At 49.2% G+C, this 23,865-nt stretch carries 18 protein-coding genes and 1 pseudogene; 3 read left to right on the top strand and 16 right to left on the bottom strand.

The genetic code is table 11. The annotated features are described in order from the left end of the window. The first annotated feature begins 701 nt into the window (after positions 1-701). Positions 702-1,646 (top strand): DUF5688 family protein, encoded by a 945-nt coding sequence (locus DWX76_RS12860; protein WP_118570822.1) that lies wholly within the window; start codon positions 702-704, stop codon positions 1,644-1,646. On the opposite strand, the gene DWX76_RS12855 is transcribed toward DWX76_RS12860, so the two are convergent. The 16 genes and pseudogenes from DWX76_RS12855 to gap all read right to left on the bottom strand — a co-directional run bounded on the left by DWX76_RS12855 (position 1,600) and on the right by gap (position 20,889). After that, positions 1,600-2,046, bottom strand: coding sequence for a threonine/serine exporter family protein (locus tag DWX76_RS12855; protein WP_227589434.1), 447 nt, complete (start codon positions 2,044-2,046; stop codon positions 1,600-1,602). The genes DWX76_RS12860 and DWX76_RS12855 overlap by 47 nt on opposite strands. Next, entirely contained in the window at positions 2,043-2,813 is a 771-nt protein-coding gene (locus tag DWX76_RS12850; RefSeq protein ID WP_107001060.1) for a threonine/serine exporter family protein, read from the bottom strand. Before DWX76_RS12850 ends, DWX76_RS12855 begins: the two co-directional genes overlap by 4 nt. A gap of 17 nt (positions 2,814-2,830) precedes the next feature. Further along, positions 2,831-4,822, bottom strand: a complete 1,992-nt coding sequence (gene uvrB, locus DWX76_RS12845; RefSeq protein ID WP_118570821.1) for an excinuclease ABC subunit UvrB — start codon at positions 4,820-4,822, stop codon at positions 2,831-2,833. Between the two features lie 284 nt (positions 4,823-5,106). Further along, positions 5,107-6,294: an MFS transporter gene (locus DWX76_RS12840; protein ID WP_118467273.1), complete on the bottom strand. Its 1,188-nt coding sequence runs from the start codon at positions 6,292-6,294 to the stop codon at positions 5,107-5,109. 280 nt (positions 6,295-6,574) lie between these two features. Further along, positions 6,575-7,777: an adenosylmethionine--8-amino-7-oxononanoate transaminase gene (gene bioA / locus DWX76_RS12835; protein WP_022359179.1), complete on the bottom strand. Its 1,203-nt coding sequence runs from the start codon at positions 7,775-7,777 to the stop codon at positions 6,575-6,577. Positions 7,778-7,801: 24 nt separating this feature from the next. After that, positions 7,802-8,485, bottom strand: a complete 684-nt coding sequence (bioD, locus tag DWX76_RS12830; protein ID WP_118570820.1) for a dethiobiotin synthase — start codon at positions 8,483-8,485, stop codon at positions 7,802-7,804. Positions 8,486-8,488: 3 nt separating this feature from the next. Then, complete coding sequence (locus tag DWX76_RS12825) at positions 8,489-9,037, bottom strand: biotin transporter BioY (RefSeq protein WP_233430256.1); 549 nt, start codon at positions 9,035-9,037, stop codon at positions 8,489-8,491. A gap of 234 nt (positions 9,038-9,271) precedes the next feature. After that, positions 9,272-11,878, bottom strand: coding sequence for a ComEC/Rec2 family competence protein (locus DWX76_RS12820; RefSeq protein WP_147353868.1), 2,607 nt, complete (start codon positions 11,876-11,878; stop codon positions 9,272-9,274). Between the two features lie 86 nt (positions 11,879-11,964). Next, positions 11,965-12,927 (bottom strand): GerMN domain-containing protein, encoded by a 963-nt coding sequence (locus DWX76_RS12815; protein ID WP_118570818.1) that lies wholly within the window; start codon positions 12,925-12,927, stop codon positions 11,965-11,967. Between the two features lie 263 nt (positions 12,928-13,190). After that, complete coding sequence (locus DWX76_RS12810) at positions 13,191-14,642, bottom strand: ATP-binding protein (protein WP_412694073.1); 1,452 nt, start codon at positions 14,640-14,642, stop codon at positions 13,191-13,193. 105 nt (positions 14,643-14,747) lie between these two features. Then, positions 14,748-15,623 (bottom strand): DegV family protein, encoded by an 876-nt coding sequence (locus DWX76_RS12805; RefSeq protein WP_118492364.1) that lies wholly within the window; start codon positions 15,621-15,623, stop codon positions 14,748-14,750. A gap of 336 nt (positions 15,624-15,959) precedes the next feature. After that, a pseudogene (gene gpmI, locus DWX76_RS12800) lies at positions 15,960-17,499 on the bottom strand (2,3-bisphosphoglycerate-independent phosphoglycerate mutase). Continuing rightward, positions 17,438-17,635, bottom strand: coding sequence for a hypothetical protein (locus tag DWX76_RS13850; RefSeq protein ID WP_147353867.1), 198 nt, complete (start codon positions 17,633-17,635; stop codon positions 17,438-17,440). The pseudogene gpmI and the gene DWX76_RS13850 overlap by 62 nt, the downstream one beginning before the upstream one ends. Before the next feature lie 29 nt (positions 17,636-17,664). After that, positions 17,665-18,414: a triose-phosphate isomerase gene (gene tpiA / locus DWX76_RS12795; protein ID WP_118570817.1), complete on the bottom strand. Its 750-nt coding sequence runs from the start codon at positions 18,412-18,414 to the stop codon at positions 17,665-17,667. A 32-nt stretch (positions 18,415-18,446) separates the two neighbouring features. After that, on the bottom strand, positions 18,447-19,652 hold the full coding sequence (locus tag DWX76_RS12790) for a phosphoglycerate kinase (RefSeq protein WP_118492330.1): 1,206 nt from the start codon (positions 19,650-19,652) through the stop codon (positions 18,447-18,449). Positions 19,653-19,875: 223 nt separating this feature from the next. Continuing rightward, positions 19,876-20,889, bottom strand: a complete 1,014-nt coding sequence (gap, locus tag DWX76_RS12785) for a type I glyceraldehyde-3-phosphate dehydrogenase (protein WP_022359484.1) — start codon at positions 20,887-20,889, stop codon at positions 19,876-19,878. A 539-nt stretch (positions 20,890-21,428) separates the two neighbouring features. On the opposite strand from gap, the gene DWX76_RS12780 reads away from it, so the two are divergent. Together DWX76_RS12780 and DWX76_RS12775 are read left to right on the top strand one after the other, a co-directional pair. Continuing rightward, positions 21,429-23,084, top strand: coding sequence for an ATP-binding protein (locus tag DWX76_RS12780; RefSeq protein WP_118523238.1), 1,656 nt, complete (start codon positions 21,429-21,431; stop codon positions 23,082-23,084). Then, positions 23,077-23,772, top strand: a complete 696-nt coding sequence (locus DWX76_RS12775) for a response regulator (protein ID WP_118570816.1) — start codon at positions 23,077-23,079, stop codon at positions 23,770-23,772. The genes DWX76_RS12780 and DWX76_RS12775 overlap by 8 nt, the downstream gene beginning before the upstream one ends. Positions 23,773-23,865: the final 93 nt, after the last annotated feature.

The raw sequence follows: 23,865 nt of genomic DNA, 5'->3' as shown, positions 1-23,865 counted from the left end.
TTCAATTTTTTTATTAAAAAATTGAACCAGTTTTATGTTTTCGGTGGAATCAGCTCCCTTCTTTTTTTGTTTTATTTCTTGTTTCTTTTGATGGTTTTATTCTAATACATATGTCGCATTTTGTCAATACTAATTTTGTATTTTCTTGTTATTTTTCAGTTTTATTTCCACCATGAATGCCAGCTATTAGTTTTCATCTCGCAGTCGCGCCATCTTATCTCTTTATTTACCATCGTTCACACATTATGAGCGTCATGCAAACTGTTACTGGGAACGTATGCGTGAACAGCAACAAATCCGCAACCAGAACTTCACTTTTCCCCTGTTATTTTTCTTGCCAATCTTCCCATTTTCCAGTATAATCATGATATCGGTGCATTTGGCACCTGCTTCTTTATATGCAGGCAATTTTTTCACATCTTACTGGTTCCTGCGATTCTCATGTTCAGTTTTTTCGATGATTTCCATGACCATTTTCATACTTACGCACTCAAAAGGTAAACGCTAAAACTCTGAACTTTTTATTTATTTTTTAATCACTAAGCAATCTTTCTTCACATCTCAAACTTCATGACTGCTTCTTGATTTGATTCCTTAAAACTTATTCACACGGGGAAACTGTTTCTCATTTTGCTGAAATTCATAACCTACATGAGCAAGCGGGCATCCCCTATCTGCAATTTTATTTCAGGAGGTACTCTATGGTCTATGAAACTTTTTTGAAAACAATCCAGTCGATGGTGCAGACGCGCCTCAACAAAAAAGCCAACGTCTCCCTGCGGCGGGTTCTGAAAAATAATGGACTAATGCTCGACGGGCTGAGCTTTACGAAACCTGGCTCACGGTTATCACCGACTGTCTATCTGAACGCCTACTATAATGAAGCGGAGGAAGGGATGCCGCTCTCCATTATTACCGATCAGATCCTGATGGTGTATGAGACAAATCCAGGATTTTCGGAGGATATCTGCGAGGAACTGCGTGATTTTGATGCCGTACGCGGCCGGATTGCCTACAAATTGATCCACGCCGCTAAAAATAAGGTGCTTCTCTCCCACGTCCCGCATATTCCGTATCTCGATCTGGCGATCGTTTTCTATCTGATCCTCACTGACAATGAGGAGGGGCAGATGACGACCCTGGTACACAGCGACCATCTTGCCCTGTGGGATATTTCTCTGGAAGAGCTCGGCATACTGGCGGAAGAAAATACACCTCGCATGCTGCCGTACCACATCAACTCCATCGAATCCACCCTCAATCAGCTCGAAATGGAGGACATCGTTGAAACGGAAGCTCTTCCATCGGTCGCTCTCTACGTTCTGACAAATTCGCGCGGCATCAACGGCGCTGCCTGCATGCTCTATCCCCGCGTCTTAAAAGAGTTTGCCGAAAGCCTGGGCGAAGATCTGATTATCCTTCCGTCCAGCATCCATGAAGTGCTTCTCACTCCCAGCAGCGTCTCTCTTCCGCCGGAAGAACTCAATGAAATGGTTCAGGCGATCAATCAGTCGGATGTGCCCGCTGAAGACCGCCTGTCAGATCATATTTATTATTTTAGCAGGATTCAGGGCTGTCTCTACCTGCCGCCCAGTTCCACTACGACGCTTTATTCCGGAGCAGACGGAACAGTGAATCCACAATAAAGATGGCAACCGCCATCGCCCCCGCTATCTGGATCGTCTGGATCAGATAAAAATTGTACCATTTTGTCTGTCCCTGTATCAGAAAATAGACGCTCCGGTAGATCGATGCGCCCGGCACCGTCGGCAGGATTCCTGCCACCAGAAAGATCGTGACGGGCGCTTTTAACACGCGTGCAAATACCTGGCTCAGCAGAGCCGCTGCCAGACTGGAAAAAAATGCCGCCGCCACCTGCGAGGTTCCCACCTGCATCGATACCAGGTACGCCAGCCATCCGGCACCTCCGGTAATGCCCGCATAAACCAGATATTTCCGCGGCATATCGACCAGCAGGGAAAAACCAAAAACCGCCAGAAATGCCCCCACGCTCTGGATCATCAATTCTCTTATCATCTCTGTCATACCGATCCTCCCGCCAGCCGGACTGCCACGATCGCCAGACCGACGCCCGACGCAACCGCCAGCGCCACCACGACTGCCTCCGCCATCCGCGCGACTCCCGAACTGTAATCTCCATTCAGCGTATCGCGGATTGCCGCCGTAAATGTGACCCCAGGCACCAGCGGCATGATTGCGCTGATAATCACTACATCCAGGCTCATTCCCAGAAATGCCCCACGGCGCAGCAGATACGCCGCAACCGCCAGCGCAAACGAGCCAAGTGCATTTTGACAGAAATCATTCAGCATAAGGTTGGACGCCGCCCGCAGGACAAACGCAAGAACAACTCCCACGACAGCCGCCACCAGGCATTCGCCCGGACCGCCTCCAAACATCACCGCAAAAAATCCCGTCGTTGCCGCATAGCCAATGCATTTCTTCCAGAATCCATATAATGTCGTATTAGCAATCCGATCCAGTCGTTCCTGCGCCTCCCCGACAGACAATTTTCCGCTGCAAAATTCCCTTGAAACATTGTTTACCTGATAGATGCGGTTCAAATTCGTTGCCCGGTTTTCCACCCGTTTTACCAAGGTAAGCGGCGGAAGTGATGCATCCGCAATCGTCGCCACGATCCCCGTCGTCACGACAAACACATCTGCCCGTGCAATCCCTGAATGCTTTAAAATACGGTGAATCGTGTCCTCCACACGGTAGACCTCCGCTCCACTCGCCAGCATGATCTCCCCCGCCCGGACCGCCATCTCCATCAGCGCGCCATATTCCATACCAATCACCCTCTGATTTACGAATTTTCCAAATCCAGCAACATTTTCTTGACCTCCACCATACGGTCACGCAGCACGACCGCTTCCTCGAAATTCAGCTCGGCTGCCGCCTGATTCATCTTCTTCGTCAGTTCCTTTACGAGTTTTTCTAATTCCTGGCGATCCATCGATTCCAGATCCTTCGTTACCTTATTCGTCACCGGTTCGGCTGCCTGCGAGATCGTGATCAGATCCCGGACAGCTTTCTTGATCGTCGTCGGCGTGATGTGATGTTCCTCATTGTACGCCTGCTGAATCGCGCGTCTTCGCTCCGTCTCCTCGATCGCCGCCCGCATCGAATCCGTGATCGAATCTGCATACATGATAACATGCCCCTCGGAATTTCGCGCTGCACGGCCGATCGTCTGAATCAGGGACGTTTCCGAACGCAGGAATCCCTCTTTATCCGCATCCAGAATCGCCACCAGCGCAATCTCCGGGATATCCAGACCCTCACGAAGCAGGTTGATGCCGACCAGCACATCGAAGACATTCAGACGCATATCCCGGATAATCTGGGCGCGTTCCAACGTGTCAATATCCGAATGCAGATATTTGACGCGGATTCCCGCATCGCGCATATAGTCGGTCAGGTCTTCTGCCATCCGCTTTGTCAGCGTCGTAACAAGCACCTTAAACCCTCGCTCCACCTCCCGGTTGACTTCCGAAATCAGATCGTCGATCTGTCCCTCGACCGGTCTTACCTCAATCGGCGGATCAAGAAGTCCCGTTGGACGGATCACCTGCTCTGCCCGCAGAAGCTCATGATCCGCCTCATACTCGCCCGGTGTTGCTGAAACGCAGAGAATCTGATCCAGTTTGCTCTCAAATTCTTCAAAATTTAACGGTCGGTTATCCAGCGCCGACGGCAGGCGGAAGCCATATTCCACCAGCGTTTTCTTGCGCGACTGGTCGCCCGCGTACATACCGCGCACCTGCGGCAGCGTGATGTGCGACTCGTCCACAATCACCAGAAATTCATCCGGGAAATAATCCATCAGTGTACACGGCGGCTCTCCCGGTTTCGAGCCAATCAGATGGCGCGAATAATTCTCGATACCGGAACAGAAGCCTGTTTCCCGCATCATTTCCACATCAAAATTCGTCCGCTCCGCGATTCTCTGTGCCTCCAGAAGCTTATCCTCACTCTTAAAGTAAGCGACCTGCTCCTTCATTTCCTCTAAAATATTGTTTGCCGCAATCTCCATCCGCTCTTTCGGAATGACATAATGCGATGCCGGGAAGATCGCGATATGTCCTAACTGCGCCTTGATCTCGCCCGTCAGCGTGTCAATCTCTGTGATCCGGTCTACCTCATCCCCGAAAAACTCAATCCGGTACGCATCGCCGCCCGAATACGCCGGGTATACCTCCAGCACATCGCCGCGCACCCGGAACGAACCTCGCTTGAAATCCATGTCATTCCGGCTGTACTGAATGTCGATCAGCTTGTGAATGACCTCGTCGCGGTCCTTCTCCATGCCCGGACGCAGGGAAATAACCATGTTTTTGTAATCGATCGGGCTTCCCAGACCATAGATACAGGAAACCGATGCCACAATAATCACATCCTGCCGCTCCGACAGCGCCGCCGTCGCTGAATGCCGCAGCTTATCGATCTCGTCGTTGATAGAGGAATCCTTCTCGATGTATGTGTCCGTGGACGGGACGTAAGCCTCCGGCTGGTAGTAGTCATAGTAAGAAACAAAGTATTCCACCGCATTATTGGGAAAAAATTCCTTCATTTCCGAATAAAGCTGGGCTGCCAGCGTCTTATTATGTGCAATAATTAACGTCGGCTTATTCAGCTTCTGAATCACATTTGCCATCGTAAACGTCTTGCCAGAGCCCGTTACACCCAGTAATGTCTGGAACTGATTTCCTTCCTTGAAGCCCTCCACCAGCTTTTCAATCGCCTGCGGCTGGTCGCCGGTCGGGCTGTATTCTGATACCAACTCAAAATGATCCATTGCTTTCTCCTGATTTGATATAATTCACAAATAAAGAATGTGCCTTTTTGTGTAATAGGGGATTCCAAGGAATTTCCTAGTACACAAAAAATCCCATTAAGTATTTCTATTATACCAAATCCACTCATGAATGTATACATAAAAGCAGAACAAATCAGTACAAACGTTCGATTTCAGATAACTGTTCACAGGTAGGAATTTTCTGAATTTTCTAAACTGAAGATTCCGTACGATACAGTTCTGGTTGCAGATTTTGCCGTCATTCCTATTATTGGTTTACTGTATTATTTCTTTCTTCCCGTGACTACTATCAGAACGATTCCTAATACTCCCATCATCCCCGCATACCCCACAAACGGCACGCTCACGCCCTCACTGAATCTTCCCATCCATTTCAGCACAAACGGCGAACACGCCGCTCCCAGATTGCAGCCGACCAGCACGATTGATGTGGCTGTATTGATAGAAGACTGCGGAATCTGCTCGGAAATCTGGTGGAAGGAATAGGTAACCAGAACGGTATAGAAAAATCCAACGATACTAATGCCAATTCCAATCAGCGGCAGATTGCCCGCATATGCGGTCAGAAGCATCCCCGCTCCAAGCATCAGGCATCCAACCCCCGGCAATTTTTCCTTCCACCACATCGTCAGTTTTCCAAAATAAACACCGGCAGCTATTCCCATCAGCATCATGAGCGTGAGAATGATGCTGGCTTCCGACTCCGTTCCAAGTTTCTTCTCCAAAATCAGCATCGGGACACGCAGGGAATTGGAACAGTAGATGCAGATGACAAATCCCGCAAACAGTGCATAAGCAATGGGCAGGACTTCTTTTTTCCAGCATTCTCTTTTTCCATCTGCCTCCGCTTCCAGACTTTCTTTCTCTGCCCCTGCACTCTGTGAGCCTGCACTCTGTCCCATCTCCATATTCCCCGGAACCCATACAAGATACAGAAGTACAATCACAAATCCGAGCGCGTACACCCAAAATGCCAGATTCCACCGGATCAACACCAATTTTCCAGCAACCAGCGTCATAACCGCGCTTCCCAGCACCTCCGCCGATCCGCGGTATCCGAGCAGCGCCGCTTTTTCCCTGCCTTCATAATATTCACTGAAAATGCTGATTGCTTTCGCATTAATGAGCCCAATCCCGATCCCCAGGAAAATCCTGGACGCGAACATCACCGGATATTCCTGTACAAACACCGGTACCATGCCGCTGACCGATAAAAGAAGCAGACCGCCCACAATCATTGGACGGTCTTTCATATAACGCGACAGCCATGCATTCAGCACGATCATGACAGTGATCGCAAACGACGGTGCTGAGATCAACATCTCCACCTGTGCGGTTGTATATTCACTGAAATGCTGCAGCAGCGATGGCAGCACGATCGAAACAGAATACGCCGATGTCAGTATCAATGACAGCGATAGCAGCGCTATTTTCTTCATTTGTTCTTTCATATTAATTTCTCCCCGAATGTAAGTTTTATACTAGAATTCTGATTGCTTCTGTCCTATCCATTCACAATCGCAGGCAACACAATCCATGTATCGTTTCTTAAAACAATACTCCATTCCTTTTATCATAAATGAAATTCATTCAGAAAGAAATACTTAATTTTTTTTTATTCTAAGATTTTTATTCTAATGTAGATGTTTCACTGTTCACACATGTGTTCCCAGTAACGGGATTTTCAGTTCAGAAAATTCCTGCCTGTGAACGGTTACGTTTCTTCGTTACCTATCCCCGCGCAAACCAGTCTTTCATGCACTGAAGCACCTGCACCAGCTCTTCTTCCTTGATAATATACGGAACCATCGCGTACAGATAATTTAAGAACGGACGGCTGAACACGCCGCGTTTGTACGCATATTCCTGATACCCTTTCAGGACTGCCGGATCATATACCTCGACACAGACACATCCGCCCATCATGCGGACCTCCCTGATTCTCGGATCGGTAAATCCTTCCATCTCCCGACGGGTGATAGCTTCGATCTTCTGAATCTTTTCCATGTAGTTCTGCGTTTCAAACAGCTCGATCGAGGCAAGCGCTGCACTGCACGCGAGGGCATTCCCCATGAAGGTCGGTCCGTGCATCAGCGCATGTTCCGGGTTATCATCGAAAAATCCATCAAATACCTTTTTATTTGCCACAGTCGCCGCATGACCAATGTAACCGCCGGTCAATGCCTTTCCGAGAACCAGAATATCCGGAAGCACCCGATCTGCCACAAAGCGGTTTCCGGTTCTGCCAAATCCGGTTGCCACCTCATCAAAAACCAGCAGCACGCCGTACTTATCACAGAGTTCTCTTGCCTTCTCCAAAAATGAAATGTCGTACATCCGCATTCCGCCAGCACCCTGTAAAAGCGGTTCCACCAGCACGCAGTTCAACTTGTCATGATACTGTTCAAATGCTTTCTCCAGCGCCGGGATCTCAGTCGGAATGTGAACCACATACGGGCTTGCACCATAGGCTTTCAGCACAAAATGGTAGTCCTCATCATCGCCTGCCTCCATCGTCTTAAAGGTATCGCCGTGGTACGCGTGTTCCAGTGCCAGAATCATCGTTCGCTTCTCATCACCGCGGTTCATATAATACTGCAGCGCCATTTTCAGCGCTACCTCAACCGCCACGCTGCCGGAATCTGAAAAAAAGCAGTAGTCCAGATCGCCCGGCAGCCAGGACGCCAGTTTTTCTGAAAGTCTGCGCGCCGGCTCATGCGTCAGGCCGCCCAGCATCACATGAGAAAATTTTTCTACCTGTGAAATAATTGCCTGATTGATCACCGGATGTTTATATCCATGAATCACACTCCACCAGGATGAAACCGAATCAATCAGCTTCTGATCCTTCGTGTAAAGATATACCCCGTTCGCATCCACGATCTCATAAGGTGCTTTCATTGTTTTTAACTGTTCATATGGATACCAGATCATTTTTCTTCTCCTTTATCTTCTGTCTTACGCATACAGCCCTTTCAGCGTCTCCACATCCATGGAAAGCTCCGTATCCCCATCCGCCACACAGGCAACAACCGGAATGCCAGTGTAATATTCACACATTTTCCGGTTATCCTCATGAAGCAGATTCCCCGTCTCATAATGATTGAAAATAATTCCTTTCAGGGCAATTCCCTGTTGTTTCAGATAATAGGCAGTAAGCCCCACGCCATTGATCGTCCCAAGCCCCGCATCTGCAATCAGCAGGCAGCCAAGCCCGCACGCTTTTACTACTTCTGAAAGACGGATATCCGCCTCGTCTATGCAGAGTGGACAGAGAATTCCGCCGCTTCCTTCCATCGTCACATACTCATATTTTTCACAGACTTTGTGAAAATCTTCCAGCACCCGTTCCATCTGGACCGGGTTGCCCTCGAGGCGGGATGCCAGATGCGGCGATACCGCCGTCTCGTACACATACGGACACATTTCCTCAAGCGGCTGCCCGATTCCCGACATTGTTTTTACCTGCAGGGCATCTCCTGGAATCAGGCTTCCATCCGCACGCCGCTCATTGCCGCTCATTGCCGCTTTATAATACGCCGCATTCACGCCGCTCTCCCGCAGTTTTTTCACAATCAATCCTGTCACATACGTTTTTCCAATATCCGTTCCCGTACCTGTTATAAAAATCCCCTTGCTCATCTTTTATCCAAGTCTCCCTCCCTGAATCAGCGGAATCATCCGTTTTCCTATGATGGCAGCCACAATACAGAGCACGATATCGCCCGGAACTGCCAGAACAAAGCAATATAAAAACAGCGCTCCTACGCCGATCGGCGAATTCAGATAGAAATTGCTGATCACGTAGTAATAAATCATTCCAAATGCATAGACAATAAAAAGTCCCAGAAAATTAGCTCCCAGCAGGCGCCGGTAACTCGGATGCGTCTTGGCATTGGCAATCTTACCATTCACATACGCCGCAACCGCAAATCCAATGATATATCCAAAACTCGGCTGGAAAATATATCCCGGTCCGCCGCCCTGAGTGAAAATCGGAAGTCCAATTAAACCTAATACGATATAAACCACAACCGCCAGCGCCCCGTTGACCGGACCTAAAAGCAGACCCGCCAGCATCGTAAATAAAAACTGCAATGTAAATGGAACCACCGGAACCGGTATCTTGATAAATGCTCCCACTGCAATCAGTGCGACAAACATCGCGCACAAAACTAAATCCTTTGTCTTCATGTGTTTCAAACCTTTTTCCTCCTTGGTTATCTGAATGATTTCAGGCATCCGAAGCCATTCTATTCTCGCACATGTACATAAATTTCTCTCCGCAACCCCTGTTCCAACCATCTAAAACAGCAGCGGCCGTTCCAGATCCCGGGTAGTCGAAACAGATGCAGAACTGATTGCAAGCATAACATAGCCTTTTCCTATTGTCAACCTATTATTTTTATATAGTTGACAATTAGTTTTTTATCTGTTTTTATCTCTTTCCTTCCCATAATCTTGTTTCTTATATCCCTTGATATACATACGTTTCCCGTCCGTCCACACATTCACTGCCCCTGAATCCGCCGTTCTCCAGATCTCCGTTCCCGTCTGTTCCAGACGTTCCACCGCCTCCGGTGCCGGATGCCCGTAAGTATTTCCCTCTCCATACGAGAGCACCGTGAAAGCTGGGGAAAAGCACTCCAAAAACTCCTCTGAGGAGGAACCGTTCGAACCATGGTGTGCAGCTTTTAACAGTGTCACTTTTTCCCTCTTTTTGTCCTCTTCCACCGCCAGAATCTTCCTTTCGTCCTCCACTCCAATATCTCCTGTCAGAAGCATACGAAACTTTCCATACGTGACATCAAACACCAGTGAATGACTATTTCGCTCCTCGACTGGCTTTTCCCCCGACTCCGGGTACAGGCACCGAAGCGCCAGGCTTTTCGCCCGCACCGTTTCTCCCCGATGCAGATAATAGACTTCCGCACCCCGTTTTCTCGCAAGAGTTTCCAGTTTTTTATATGCTTCCTGCCCTTTTCCCGCCGCCGGAAATGCCAGATTCCGCACCCGGATATCTGCCTCCTCCTTCAAAAGCCACTCGATCCCGTTCGTGTGATCCGCATCCGCATGGCTGACCAGAATCCAGTCCAGCGTGCGGATTCCCTGACTTTTCAAAAATGGTCCCAGCACATTTTTCCCGATTTTTTTATCCTGGCTGCTGCCACAGTCCGAAAGAATTGCCTCATCCCGCGTCCGCAGAAAGACGCCGTCGCCCTGTCCTACATCGAGAAACCAGATCTGAAAGCCATGAACAGGCTGAACTACTAAAAAGACTACCGCCACAGCAATAAATACACTATTTTTTTCCGGTGCATTCCATTCTTTTGGAAACAGAAAAATCCCTTTTCTCTCTAAATTATCTCTTGCTTCTCCCACACTCCACACATATCGAATCCCCAGCGCCACATAAAACATCCCTATTTTCCACATTTCCGGGCGTCCTGCCACGATGGAATGAAACGGCACGCGTTCCACCTGGATGCAAAGCCATTCATACAACTGAAAAATATAATGCCCCGGACCCGTACATGCACTTGCCGCTATTCTGAATATTTCTGGTATTTCTGATATTCCTGATGCTGCACCCCCAAAAGCCGAAAGCACTCCCGCAATGCTGCTGCATCCGCCCATTCCCCCCATTTTTCCTCCCACAAACGCTATACTGTAAATTCCAAGCGCCAGCAGACCGCTTCCGGCTGCATACGTGAGAAGCGGAATCACGATCAGGTTCAGAAAAATTCCCAATATCGGAAATGTAAAATAGTGATACAGCTGAATCGGCATCGTATAAAGCTGAATTGCCGAGCTGAGCATGAATGTTTCATATCCTTTCTTTTTCTCTTTCTCTTGTTCCTCCTCTTCCCGCTCTTTTCTCTTTTTTCCCACTTTCCGCAGCCGCTCCGTCTCCAGCCCAATCGCGGCAACCGCGCCATAGGAAAGCTGCAATCCTGCCGAAAAGAGCAGATACGGCGACTGCCACGCTTGCAAAATCAAAGACAGCGACAGCGCACTCAGCAGATCGTAACTCCGCCCCAGATATGCCGCCAGACAGGACACCTCTACCATAAATACCGCCCGGAATACCGATGCTCCAAATCCGGTTACAAAACCATAAAAGGTAAGAAGCGCTGAAGCACCCAGTCCCGCCCATCCATACGATATGCCCCAAAAACGCAGTGCGCTGTAAACGCTCATGCCAATCAAAGAGACATGAAGCCCGCTGACTGCCAGAATATGTGCAATCCCATTATCCTGAAACCGTTCGCGCAGTTCTTCCGATAACCCAGATTTATCCCCCAGCAAAATTGCCTGGAAAATCCCTGCATCTTCTGGATCACAGATTTCCTGAAAAACAGCCGTCGTGTACGCCCGGAAGCATTCTGCCTGACTTCGGAGAGGGGAACTTTTTCCTTCTGAAATAAAAATCCGATCCGCCGTCACCCGGTTTCTGATTCCTAGTCCCCGATAATACATCCGATACGAAAACTGCCCCGGATTGCGCGCTTCTTCCAGAAACTCAGCAGTTCCCGTCAGATGAATCTGACTTCCGCAGGGTGGCAGAATTTTCTCTTCACACATCTCCAGTAAATCGCTTTTACACGATATCAGTACCTTTCTTACACTTTCATCCTCTACCTCCACCCCCGTCAAAATCATCGTACACCACCCATTTTTTTCCGAAATAGAATCCAGTGTTCCAGATATCGCCACCTCTGCCGAACCACCCTTCTGCGTTACCATCCGTTCCAGCGCATCCGGGCGCATTTCCACCGTCATCCGTCCCCATCCTGCCAGGAAACAGAAAAACAGCAGAAAGACACGGCACATCATCGGATCTTTCCAATTCCAGACGCGTTCTGCGTCTGTCTGAAAGTCCGAATCTACCCGTCCTTCTGCTGTTTTTATGACTGCAAGCAAAAAAAGCGCTGCTGCAATTATAAACCACACCGTCATGCCCATCTGGTACGCTGCGACCTCTCCAAGTACGAAAGCCACCATCATCCACATTACCGGTCGTTTGATATTCAATTCCTCTTTTCCTGTATTCTACAAAACATCAACAAAATCCCATTGCTGCTCTCTTCCAAATATGGCATATAGATTCTGTCTGACAGTTACTTCACAATATACTTCTCCTCTCTCTCCAGAGGCTGCACCAGCGAAATCACATTCCGGTACGTCACATCTGCCGAGCCATTGACCGTGATCTGTACTTTATTTACCGTCTGAAGCTCTGTCAGCGAATCGACGATCGCGTAAATCGGAATATACTCCGCCACATCGATATCCCCGGAAATAAAACTGCTATCCAGGTTGACATAGCAGGTATTATCTGTCAGTGATACGTTTAATACCTTTGTATTTTTCGGCATCACTGAAAGCCCGCCATTCTGGGAACCTGCCAGCAGCTGTTCCACTACCAGGCGTTCCAGCGACGTGTTCATACTGTGAAATACTTCCCGTTTTTCTGCCACCAGACCATCTTTTTCTTCATTGGCAAAATACAGGGTCAGCTCTACTTTTTCATACGAATTGACATCCGAAATACTGTCTACAAAATCACTTCCTGCGATCGCGCCCACCGGGTTTCCATGTGTGTCCAGGAGCGGCTGTCCCTCGCAATTAATGCTGATATAATCGACTCCCTTAACCTGTGTAAAGGTCTTTGCCAGCGCCGCCCGGCACAGAATCTCCCGCGACGCTTTCGTATTCATATATTCCTGATTAAAATTCAACGTCAGCACGTTATTGTCCCGGTTAATATCCAGGAATTCAACCTTATCGCTTAAAACTGCCTGATACTCCGGGTTTTCCGGTGCCGCAAGGATCTGCCCCGCCAGCTCCCCGATCAGGATCTCAGCGTCCGCCGTCTCCGTCTGATAGGAAACACTCGCCAGCCCCGTGCGCGTCGAATTGAGATAATAAATCTGATAGACGCCGTCCTCACCCGCCGTCGGATGCACCTCTTCTTTTTTTCGGCATCCGCTCAGAAGAAGCAGACATGCCAGGCAAAGGATCAGCCACGAACTTACGCTTCCTGCCCGTTTTCCAGAGCTTTTTTTTCTTATTTTCTCCATTTATTATTTCCTGTTGTTATTTTGCAATCTATCTCACAATAGACATTTCCCTGACCTCACATTCGAACACTGCAACACTCAAATACCGCAACATTCAAACACTGAAACATTCGAACACGACAGCATTCAAACACCGAAATATTCGAACACTACAGCACCAGCAACCATCTCGAACCTCTAAACCGCCCAGAACCACGCTGTCTACGGAATATAATTCAACGGAATCCGCACCGTAAAGGTTGCTCCCTTGCCTTCTTCACTCTTCAGGCGGATCGCGCCTGATGAAGAAGAATAATATTCTTCGTGATCGCAAGCCCCAGCCCGGTACCGCCTGTCTCGCGTGAGCGCGCCTTATCTACACGGTAAAAACGCTCAAATACGCGCTCCTGGAATTCTTTCGGGATTCCCACGCCATTATCCTCTACCTTCACATAAAAGAACTTGTGGTCAGCATCCAGCGTCACCCAGACTTTTCCCTCTTCGCGGTTATACTTGATCGCATTTTCCACCAGGTTCGAAAGTGCCAGGCTCAATTTTACCTCGTCCACATCCGCCGATACTTCCCGCTTGCTCTCATACGTGATCTCAATGTTCCGCCGCTTCGCGATCGGGGTCAGACGTTTTAAAATCTGTTCCAGAAGACCATTGATCGAAGTCTGGGCAATATTCAGATCCGGCGATGATTTATCCATTTTGACTAACGTCAGCAGATCATCGATAATCTTGCCCTCGCGGTCAATCTCCGCCGAAATATCCTGCATAAACTCCTGATATAACTCCGCCGGGGCGTTCTCCATCCCCATCAGAGAATCCGCCAGCACCCTTATCGAAGTCAGCGGTGTTTTCAGCTCATGCGACACGTTGGAAACAAACTCCTGACGCGACTGATCCAGGTTTTTCAGCTTCCGGATGGTCTGCATGACTGCCTCCGAAATGTCCCGCGTCTCCCGATATGTTTTTACATCAATATCCTGATCCAGATTTCCCTCTGCCACCATATCGAGCTGCTGCTGCAGGCGGCGGAATGGTTTCAGCAGGCAAGCCGCCGCCAATAAATCTGCGATCAGAATAAAACAGAACATAACGAGCTGCAAAAATCCCGTCTTCTGCACAATTTTCTCCTGCAAAAGCACCGAATTTTCCGTGGACGCCATCAGAAGAAGGACTCCCTGCACGCCTGCCGTATTTTTCCCATTTCCGGCTGCCACATCCGAATCGATCGGCGCTGCATCCATGCTTTTTGCCTGAATCGGCTGCGCTACATAGAAATACTTTTTCTTCTGGTTCAGATAGCTGGAAGTTTCCCCGTCAAATGCCTTTAACACATCCGATACAACCAGCGTTTTCCCTCTGGAAAGACCAAATGTGTCTTTCAAAATTTTAAAGCTGTCGTCCACCAGCACGATTCTTCCGTTCATCAGATCCGCCGTTGTACTAAGTTCCGCATCCAGCGCCGGATTTGGATTTCCCGACAGCAGTACATTGATATAATCACTGCTGCGTATCTTGTTTGCTAAAATCAGACACCGGTTCTGCGCTTCCGCCATCCGTTCTTCCACGTGGCTCTGGTAAAAATACCCCGATGTAAAACGAACCTGTACCAGAAGCGGAACCAGCGTCAGGATCAGAAAGGCGAGGAACAGCGGGATTCGCATCCCAATCGTGTGCTCCATCGCTTTCCATATCTTTCTTTTATGTTCTGCTATTCTTCTCATGTTCCTGTCCTGAACGATTACAGTTCACACGCTCTTTGCGTTGCTTAACTTCCTGACATTGGCTGTGAACTTTAACCCCGAAATGCTGCTCCGTAACTGCGTTTCTCACAACAACGATCCGATTTCAAGCTTCTTCGTTGCCGCAATCGCCAGCGCTCCCGGTCCGATATGGCAGGCTACACTTAAGGACAGCGGCTCTACACGGACTTCCGTCTCCGGGAAAAGTTCCCGAAGCTCGGCTGCCAGCTCCTGCGCCATCTCATCATTGTCGGTATGCGCTACATCAATATACGTTTTTTCTCCCGTCATATCATCAAACCGATTTTCCAGATCGCGGGTGATCGCCGTGATCATCATGGAACGCGCCTGTTTCATCGTCCGCGCCTTCGCAAATGCGTCCAGCTTCTCGCCCTGTATCGTCAGAACCGGTTTTAAACGGAGAAGTGTTCCGAGCGCTGCTGCCGCTGGTGTGATTCTACCGCCCTTTTTCAGATATTTTAATGTGTCAACCGTGATATAAATAGTTGAATCCAAACCTGTCTCTTCCAGCTTTTTGCAAATCGCCTCCGCGTCCATGCCGGCTGCCGCCATGTCAAGCGCATCCTGCACCGAACGGCGCTGGGTCACGGAAATCCTGTGATTATCCGCCACCTGTACTTTTCCGTCGAAATCCTCTGCCAGCATCTTTGCCGTCTGGCAGGAGCTCGAAAGCCCGCTGGACATCGGAATGTGCACAACTGCATCGTATTCCTCCAAAAGTTTTTCCCAGAGATTTAAGATCGTCTCCGGGGACGGCTGGGATGTGCTCACATCGTGATCCCCGCTCAGATGCTCGTAAAATTCCTTCTGTGTCAAATTTATATCTTCCAGATACTCGGTTCCATCAATCATAAACGGCATCGGCAGGACATATACGCCCATCTCTTTCGCCTGTGCCTGTGTAATTCCGCTGTTGCTGTCTGTAACAACCGCTACCTTCATGCTTGTTTCCTCCTGTTTTCCCTGTGAATCTGCTGCCATCCTATTTTCCTTTCCGCATAACACTTTCTTTTCTAAAAATGTCTGCCCTGGAACAGCCTCCGAGCGGTTCACATAGATGGTTTTATTTTATCCTATTTTCTTATGAAATGGAAGAGAGAAGTAACGGGATTTTCACGGGATTTTCAGTTCAGAAAATTCCTACCTGTGAACAAAAAACTGCCACAAAACAAGCCCCGACCATTTCTCTGTTCATGATCTTTTCTTGCTTTATGGCAGTTTTCCCGATTCTTATTGACGGTTATATTTATACTTTCCTAATATATTCGAAAATTCTCCCTATTTCACCAACAGCGACTCTCCCGTCATCTCCTTCGGCTTCTCAAGTCCCATCAGTTCAATCAGCGTCGGCACAATATCGCAGAGACGTCCGCCTCGCGCAGCTTGTACGCCGGGTCAGCGCCGACCAGGACAAACGGTACCTGATTGGTCGTATGAGCGGTCCACGGCTCGCCGGTTGCCTCATCGACCATCACCTCTGCATTACCGTGATCGGCGCAGATAAAGAGAACGCCTCCGGCTGCTTGATGGCTTCAACTGCACGTCCTACGCAGGCATCGACGGTCTCAATCGCCTTGATCGCAGCCGACTCCACGCCCGTGTGACCTACCATATCCGGGTTTGCAAAATTGATGATGATGACATCATATTTGCCGGACTCGATCGCCTCCACCAGCTTATCGCACACGATCGGTGCGCTCATCTCCGGTTTCAGGTCGTAGGTCGGAACCTCCTTCGGAGACGGAACCAGAATGCGGTCCTCGCCCTCGTTCGGCTCTTCCACGCCGCCGTTGAAGAAAAATGTTACGTGTGCATATTTCTCGGTCTCGGCGATACGTGCCTGCGTCATATGGTGCGCCGCCAGGAACTCTCCAAATGTGTTCTTAATCTCTTCCTTCTTGAACGCAATCAGCTTGTTCCCGATTGTCTCATCGTAATCGGTAAAGCATACAAACGTCAGGTCAAGCTTCTTCTCTCTCGCAAATCCGGTAAATCCCTCATCGCAGAATGCGCGGGTGATCTCTCTTGCACGGTCCGGACGGAAGTTGAAGAAAATGACGGAATCGCCATCCTGAATCGTGGCAACCGGCTTTCCGTCCTTCTCTACATAGAACGGTACGACGAACTCATCGTTTACCTCTTTATCATAGGATGCCTGAATGCCTGCACACGCACTTTCTGCTTTCTCGCCCTCTGCCTTTGTCAGCACATCGTAAGCTTTCTGGACACGATCCCAGTTTTTATCACGGTCCATCGCATAGTAGCGTCCCATCACGGAAGCCACCTCGCCGACGCCAAGCTGCTGCATCTTCTTCTCTAATTCTGCTACGAACTCCTTGCCGGAGGTCGGCGGTGTATCACGTCCGTCCAGGAAGCAGTGCACATACACTTTTTTAAGTCCCTGACGTTTTGCAAACTCCAGAAGTCCGAATAAATGAGTCAGATGGCTGTGAACGCCGCCGTCTGATACCAGTCCGAACAGATGCAGGGCGGAATTATTCTTCTTGCAGGTGTCTGCGGCTGCCAGAAATTCCGGATTTTCAAAGAAATCGCCATCCTCGATTGATTTCGTGATACGGGTCAGCTCCTGGTATACGATACGTCCGGCACCCATATTTAAATGTCCAACCTCCGAGTTACCCATCTGTCCGTCCGGCAGACCGACCGCCAGACCGCTGGCATTGCCGCGCACAAACGGGCACTGGCTCATCAGCTGATCCATGATCGGTGTCTTCGCCTCACACACGGCATTGTGCTCACAGGTATCTCTCATGCCATATCCATCGAGAATCATTAATACGGTTGGCTTTTTTTTCATCTCTTTCTTCTTCCTTTCCTTCCATAAAATGAACCGTTTTTTCTGAAACAACCGGATGAACCAACAATTTTGATTGTTTCAGTTCAAAACCTTCACCTTCTTTTTTACTGGCAAAAAGGGGACTGCCACGCCTCACACGTGCGACAGCCCCCTTTTGCTCATCTCTTATTTATAATTTACAATCTTTCCAAAATCTGCCTTTAAGGATGCGCCGCCTACCAGACCGCCATCGATATCCGGCTGTGCAAACAGCTCCGGAGCCGATGCTGCGGATACGGAACCGCCATACTGAATGCGAATCGCCTCTGCGGTCGCCTCATCGTACACTTCCTTGATGCACGCACGGATCGCGCCGCACACTTCCTCAGCCTGCTCGGTGGTCGCTACCTTGCCGGTACCGATCGCCCAGATTGGCTCGTATGCGATCACAGCTGTCTTTGCCTGCTCTGCGGTCACATTCTGGAATGCGATCTTGATCTGCTGGCGGATCCAGTCAAGCGTGATGCCCTGCTCTCTCTGGGTCAGAGTCTCGCCGCAGCAAATGATCGGGGTCAGACCGTGCTCAAATGCTTTCAGTGCCTTCTTATTGACCGTCTCATCGGTCTCTGCAAAGTATTCTCTGCGCTCGGAATGTCCGATAATCACGTATTTAACGCCTGCATCGGTCAGCATATTCGGGGAAATCTCGCCGGTGTAAGCACCTTTCTCCTCGAAATACATATTTTCAGCGCCAACTGCGATGTTGGTTCCCTCGCACGCTTTTACAACCGGGATAATATCAATCGCCGGTACGCAGAATACAACGTCTACATCTTCCGAAACAACGAGCGGCTTCAGAAGTTCTACCAGAGCTACTGCCTCCGACGGCGTCATGTTCATTTTCCAGTTGCCTGCTACGATCTTTCTTCTAGCCATGACTATTCTATTCCTCTTTTCTGTTTGTTTATTTATTTATCATTCGCTGCCGCTACGCCCGGAAGCTCCTTTCCCTCTAAGAATTCCAGGGAAGCGCCGCCGCCGGTAGAAATATGGGTCATCTTGTCGCCAAATCCAAGCTGGTTGACCGCTGCTGCAGAATCGCCGCCACCGATGATCGTGGTCGCTTCGGTGTCTGCCAGTGCTTTTGCAACTGCGATTGTACCCTGTGCAAGAGTCGGGTTCTCAAATACACCCATCGGTCCGTTCCATACAACTGTCTTAGCAGATTTTACGGTGTCTGCATACAGCTTTGCAGTTTCCGGTCCTATGTCAAGTCCCATCGTGTCAGCCGGGATAGCGTCAACCGATACATTCTGTACCTCGATCGGTGCATCGATCGGATCCGGGAAGGATGCTGCTACAGCTGCATCAACCGGAAGAAGCAGTTTCTTGCCAAGCTTCGCTGCCTTCTCTACCATCTCACGGCAATAATCTAACTTTGTATCATCGACTAAGGATTTACCAATCTCCTTGCCCTGTGCTTTTAAGAAGGTAAATGCCATGCCGCCGCCGATGATCAGCGTGTCGCACTTCTCCAGCAGGTTGGAGATAACGTTTAATTTATCGGCTACCTTCGCGCCGCCTAAAATGGCAACGAACGGGCGGACCGGGTTATCTACTGCATTTCCAAGGAAATCGATCTCTTTCTGCATCAGGTAACCAACTACTGCGGTGTCCACATACTGGGTCACGCCTACGTTTGAGCAATGTGCGCGGTGTGCAGTACCAAATGCATCGTCCACATAGACATCACACAGGGATGCCAGATCCTTGCTGAACGCCTCACCGTTCTTGGTTTCCTCGGCACGGTAACGGGTGTTCTCAAGCAGAACAACCTCGCCATCCTTCATCGCCTCAACGGCTGCCTTTGCGTTCGGTCCAACCACTTCCGGATCGGCTGCAAATTTCACTTCCTGTCCCAGAAGTTCAGACAGACGAACGGCTACCGGTGCCAGAGACAGCTCCGGCTTCGGCTCTCCCTTCGGTTTGCCGAGGTGAGAGCAGAGAATTACCTTTCCACCGTCCGCAATCAGTTTTTTGATCGTCGGAAGCGCTGCCACCAGACGGTTTTCATCGGTGATCTTTCCTTCTTTTAACGGTACGTTGAAATCACAGCGTACCAGAACGCGTTTGCCCTTTACATTGATATCATCCACGGATTTTTTATTCAGCATATCCTGTCTCCTTTACATTTGAAAAAGAATGTGCCTTGGCACATTCTCGCGCCGAGCGCGGTCGCTTGCGACATGTTTCTGCTTCGCGCGAGTGCGCATCCTCGCGGAGCGTTTTTTGTTTCATAGGACGCTATTTCCTATGAAATAAAGAAAAATGGATCCGGTCCCGACCGAGGACCGGACCCATCTTGAATCCTTATGATTTTCTATCGAATCGATAAAATTATGCCAGCTCTGCGAAGTATTTGATTGTACGAACCATCTGGCTTGTGTAGGAGTTCTCGTTGTCATACCAGGAAACAACCTGTACCTGATATAAGTCATCACCGATCGGAGATACCATAGTCTGTGTAGAATCAAACAGGGAACCATAGCGGATACCTACGATATCGGAAGAAACGATCTCATCCTCGTTGTAGCCAAAGGACTCAGTCTGAGCTGCCTTCATAGCCTCGTTGATAGCTTCCTTGGTAACGTCAGCTTTCTTAACAACGGCTGTCAGAATAGTAGTGGAACCAGTCGGAACCGGAACACGCTGTGCGGAACCGATGAGCTTGCCGTTTAATTCCGGAATAACCAGACCGATCGCTTTTGCAGCACCGGTGGAGTTCGGAACGATGTTGACAGCGCCTGCTCTTGCTCTTCTTAAATCGCCTTTTCTGTGCGGTCCGTCCAGAATCATCTGATCGCCTGTGTAAGCGTGGATGGTGGACATGATACCGGACTGAATCGGAGCATAGTCGTTTAATGCCTTAGCCATCGGAGCCAGGCAGTTAGTTGTACAGGATGCTGCGGAGATAATCTTATCTTCCGGTTTCAGTGTCTTGTGGTTTACATTGTATACGATAGTCGGAAGGTCATTGCCTGCCGGTGCGGAGATAACGACTTTCTTAGCACCTGCATCGATATGAGCCTGTGCTTTTGCCTTGGATGTATAGAATCCGGTACACTCCAGAACTACGTCTACACCAATCTCGCCCCACGGAAGTTCAGCAGCGTTTGCCTTTGCGTAGATAGTAATCTTCTTGCCATCTACTACAATATAATCTTCGCCAGCCTCTACCGTATGTCCATCGTATCTGCCCTGAGCAGAATCATACTTTAACAGGTGAGCTAACATTTTCGGATTTGTCAGATCGTTGATAGCTACGACTTCGTAACCCTCAGCGCCAAACATCTGTCTGAAAGCCAGACGACCAATACGACCAAAACCATTAATTGCAACTTTTACTGCCATGATCTCATTCCTCCTAGAAATTCATCTTCATGATTGTTAAATATTAATCAACCCTGTTTGTATTGTACCCAACTTTTCCTAAAATAGCAAGTGGTTTTTTGTAAATTTTGCAGCAAATATTCAGTATTTTCTCTCTTGCTGCGCACAACTTCGACGGATTGTCATACCTTAAATGGAATTTTGTGCTGACAGCCTTAATTTTGCATAATTTTTTAACCAAATGCTCTAATTCGAACTATTTTCATTTTAATCGATCTCTTCTTGTTTTTCAACCTTTTTCCGTGGCTTCGCATTTGAATACGGCAAATTCCTGCTGCCACCACGTTTTCTTACGGCACTTTCGGTTCCAAAAGTGCCTACCCGTGAACAATAACCCGGCCACTTTGCAATTCGCCATCCAGCGCCTTGTAAACCTCCACACTTTCTTGCAGATCGTTTCTTTTTTTACTATAATAACTTTAATCATCGTTTTGGTTTACACATTTTGCAGACCGGATCAACTCATTTCCTACATCAAATAAATTCCGGAGGTTTTATATATGAAGATAAAGGAAGGAAAATCAGCGCTGGAACAGAATCTGTACCGATCCTTTCTGCTCCTTTCCGCTACCCTGGTGCTCATCTCACTCGGTTTTACTCTGTTTTTTGATATTTCCAGGCAGCGAAAGGATATGGACAAGCTGATCAGCGGTACTGCTTCTTATATTGCTGCAATTCCGGATGTCGCCGCCATGCTGGAAAACGGCTATCCTGATTCCACCGTGACCCGCGACCTGGATTCTCTTTCTTCGAATATACCAGATATCAATGTCATCGTCATCAGTGATAAAAACGGACTGCGCTTTTACCACACGAACCGTCTGAAAACCGGCGATTCCTACGTGGCAGGTGACGAGGACGCTATTCTGGCAGGAAGTGATCCATATATCACAACCGGCTACGGCACGCACGGCATGCAGCGGCGCGCCTTTCACGCAGTAAAAAACAGCGACGGAGAGATCGTCGGTTTTGTGATGGTTTCCCTGTTCACCGCTACTCTGTCAGCCCAGCACCGCAGTCTGCTGTTCTTTTATATAATTATATTCCTGATCATGATGATCGTCAGCATTTCCCTGACGCACACAATGTTCTCCCTGCTGCGCGACTCCCTGTTGGGATATGACCCGGAAGAACTCGTCAATATTTATACCCGCCAGGATGAGGTAATGAATATGATCGACGAGGGACTTGCCGCAACCGATCTGGACGGCAGAATTCTCTTTGCCAACCAGAAAGTTTCCACGATACTCGGTCGTCCTGCAAACGAACCTCCGCTCACCCACTTAACGATTCAGGAATTGTTTCCACAGACCGCTTTCGATCAGGTCATAAAAACCGGCGAAAGTGTAACGCACGAGAGCATCAGCTTCGCCGGACGCCAGCTCATCGTCAAGGAGGTGCCGATCCATGGACGCGGCAAACAGGCGCGCCGGGGTGTCCTGGTCGTTTTATTTGACCGCACCGACCTCCTGCGTCTCTCCGACGAGCTTTCCGGCGCCCACAATATGTTGGACACGCTGCGCGCGTTCAACCATGAATTTTTAAATAAGCTGCACATCATTCTCGGCTACCTACAGACCGGGGAGATTCAGCAGGCGATGAATTTTATCACCAACAGCAGCCTTGTCTCCAGCCAGTCCGTCCGTGAGACAGCCAACTGCATCCGCGTTCCGAAAATCTGTGCGCTTGTGATCGGGAAAATGATGCACGCCGCCGAGCTTGGCATCCGCCTGCAGGTCAGCGCCGACAGCACCTGCCGCGACCATGATCTGCTGATCCCGGTGGAAGGATTTGTCACCATTCTCGGCAATCTGATGGAAAATGCCATTGAAGAGCTAAGCCACGATCACACCGCCAGTCCGGATGTCATTAACGCATCTGAAAGTCCGCGCGAGATCCACATCGGCATCTACTGCCGCCCAGACGTCAACATCATCACCTGCGAGGACACCGGGCGCGGCATACAACCGGAGCTGCTCGATCATATTTTTGAAAAAGGTGTTTCCTCCAAGGGCGAGAACCGCGGAACCGGGCTTTTCCTGGTTCATGAGCTGATGGAGGAGTACGGTGGAACCATCGATATCGACACAGAGCCTGGCGAGGGCACCTGCTTCACCCTGACATTTACCCGAAAGGAGACAGAATCTAATGTATAAAGTCATTATTATAGAAGATGATCCGATGGTTGCATCCATCAATAAACAGTACGTCGAGCTGACCTCCTCTTTTCACGTGGAGGCAACTTTCAAAAACGGCATCCTTGCCCTGCAGTATCTGCAGAACTGCACGGTTGACCTGATTATTCTCGACTACTACACGCCTCAGATGAACGGCGACGAATTTATCGACCAGCTCCACGCGGCTGGCATGACCCCTGCGATCATCATGGTAACCTCTGCCAACGACGCAGAGACCGTCCGCCGGCTTATTTCCCGCGGCGTCACCGATTATCTCGTCAAACCATTTGAATATGACCGTTTCAAAGCTGCCCTGGAACGATTTGCGAAACGTCAGGAGGAATTGAAAACATCGGCGTCCGCTTCTGATCTGGGACAGGCGGAGATCGACCGCCTCTTCTCCGTCCCGGATGTCTCCTCCCAGAGCGCTCCGCTGACAAAGGGCCTAAATGAACGCACCCTTGGACTGATCCGCCTCTTCCTCTCCGAACATCCGGAGGAGGTCTGGTCCAGCGAACAGATTTCGGAACAGGTTCATTTGTCCCGTATTACAGTCCGGCGGTACTTAAATTACTTAGTCGAAACCAACGAACTGGTCAGCATGATCGATTACCAGACCGGTGGACGCCCTTCTATTAAGTATAGATATTCCGTAACTGTTCAGTAGGTCTGCGCATTTACTGCGCTGACCGTACGAAAACATGGGCCAGCAGGCAAAAATCCCATTGCCGCAGGCAATTTTTAATGGATTTTTGCGCGT

The sequence above is a fragment of the Clostridium sp. AF21-20LB genome, assembly GCF_003478795.1.
Classification (GTDB): Bacteria; Bacillota; Clostridia; order Lachnospirales; family Lachnospiraceae; genus Otoolea; species Otoolea fessa.
This window is presented reverse-complemented; position numbering and strand designations above follow the sequence as displayed.

Excerpts from the sequence above, each read along its gene's own strand:
- uvrB (WP_118570821.1), bottom strand. The coding sequence starts at position 4,822 with ATGGATCATTTTGAGTTGGTATCAGAATACAGCCCGACCGGCGACCAG.
- tpiA (WP_118570817.1), bottom strand. The coding sequence starts at position 18,414 with ATGGCTAGAAGAAAGATCGTAGCAGGCAACTGGAAAATGAACATGACG.
- DWX76_RS12825 (WP_233430256.1), bottom strand. The coding sequence starts at position 9,037 with ATGAAGACAAAGGATTTAGTTTTGTGCGCGATGTTTGTCGCACTGATT.
- DWX76_RS12775 (WP_118570816.1), top strand. The coding sequence starts at position 23,077 with ATGTATAAAGTCATTATTATAGAAGATGATCCGATGGTTGCATCCATC.
- DWX76_RS12780 (WP_118523238.1), top strand. The coding sequence starts at position 21,429 with ATGAAGATAAAGGAAGGAAAATCAGCGCTGGAACAGAATCTGTACCGA.
- DWX76_RS12840 (WP_118467273.1), bottom strand. The coding sequence starts at position 6,294 with ATGAAAGAACAAATGAAGAAAATAGCGCTGCTATCGCTGTCATTGATA.
- DWX76_RS12860 (WP_118570822.1), top strand. The coding sequence starts at position 702 with ATGGTCTATGAAACTTTTTTGAAAACAATCCAGTCGATGGTGCAGACG.
- DWX76_RS12815 (WP_118570818.1), bottom strand. The coding sequence starts at position 12,927 with ATGGAGAAAATAAGAAAAAAAAGCTCTGGAAAACGGGCAGGAAGCGTA.
- gap (WP_022359484.1), bottom strand. The coding sequence starts at position 20,889 with ATGGCAGTAAAAGTTGCAATTAATGGTTTTGGTCGTATTGGTCGTCTG.
- DWX76_RS12850 (WP_107001060.1), bottom strand. The coding sequence starts at position 2,813 with ATGGAATATGGCGCGCTGATGGAGATGGCGGTCCGGGCGGGGGAGATC.
- bioD (WP_118570820.1), bottom strand. The coding sequence starts at position 8,485 with ATGAGCAAGGGGATTTTTATAACAGGTACGGGAACGGATATTGGAAAA.
- DWX76_RS12855 (WP_227589434.1), bottom strand. The coding sequence starts at position 2,046 with ATGACAGAGATGATAAGAGAATTGATGATCCAGAGCGTGGGGGCATTT.
- bioA (WP_022359179.1), bottom strand. The coding sequence starts at position 7,777 with ATGATCTGGTATCCATATGAACAGTTAAAAACAATGAAAGCACCTTAT.
- DWX76_RS12805 (WP_118492364.1), bottom strand. The coding sequence starts at position 15,623 with ATGAAGGTAGCGGTTGTTACAGACAGCAACAGCGGAATTACACAGGCA.
- DWX76_RS12790 (WP_118492330.1), bottom strand. The coding sequence starts at position 19,652 with ATGCTGAATAAAAAATCCGTGGATGATATCAATGTAAAGGGCAAACGC.
- DWX76_RS12810 (WP_412694073.1), bottom strand. The coding sequence starts at position 14,642 with ATGAGAAGAATAGCAGAACATAAAAGAAAGATATGGAAAGCGATGGAG.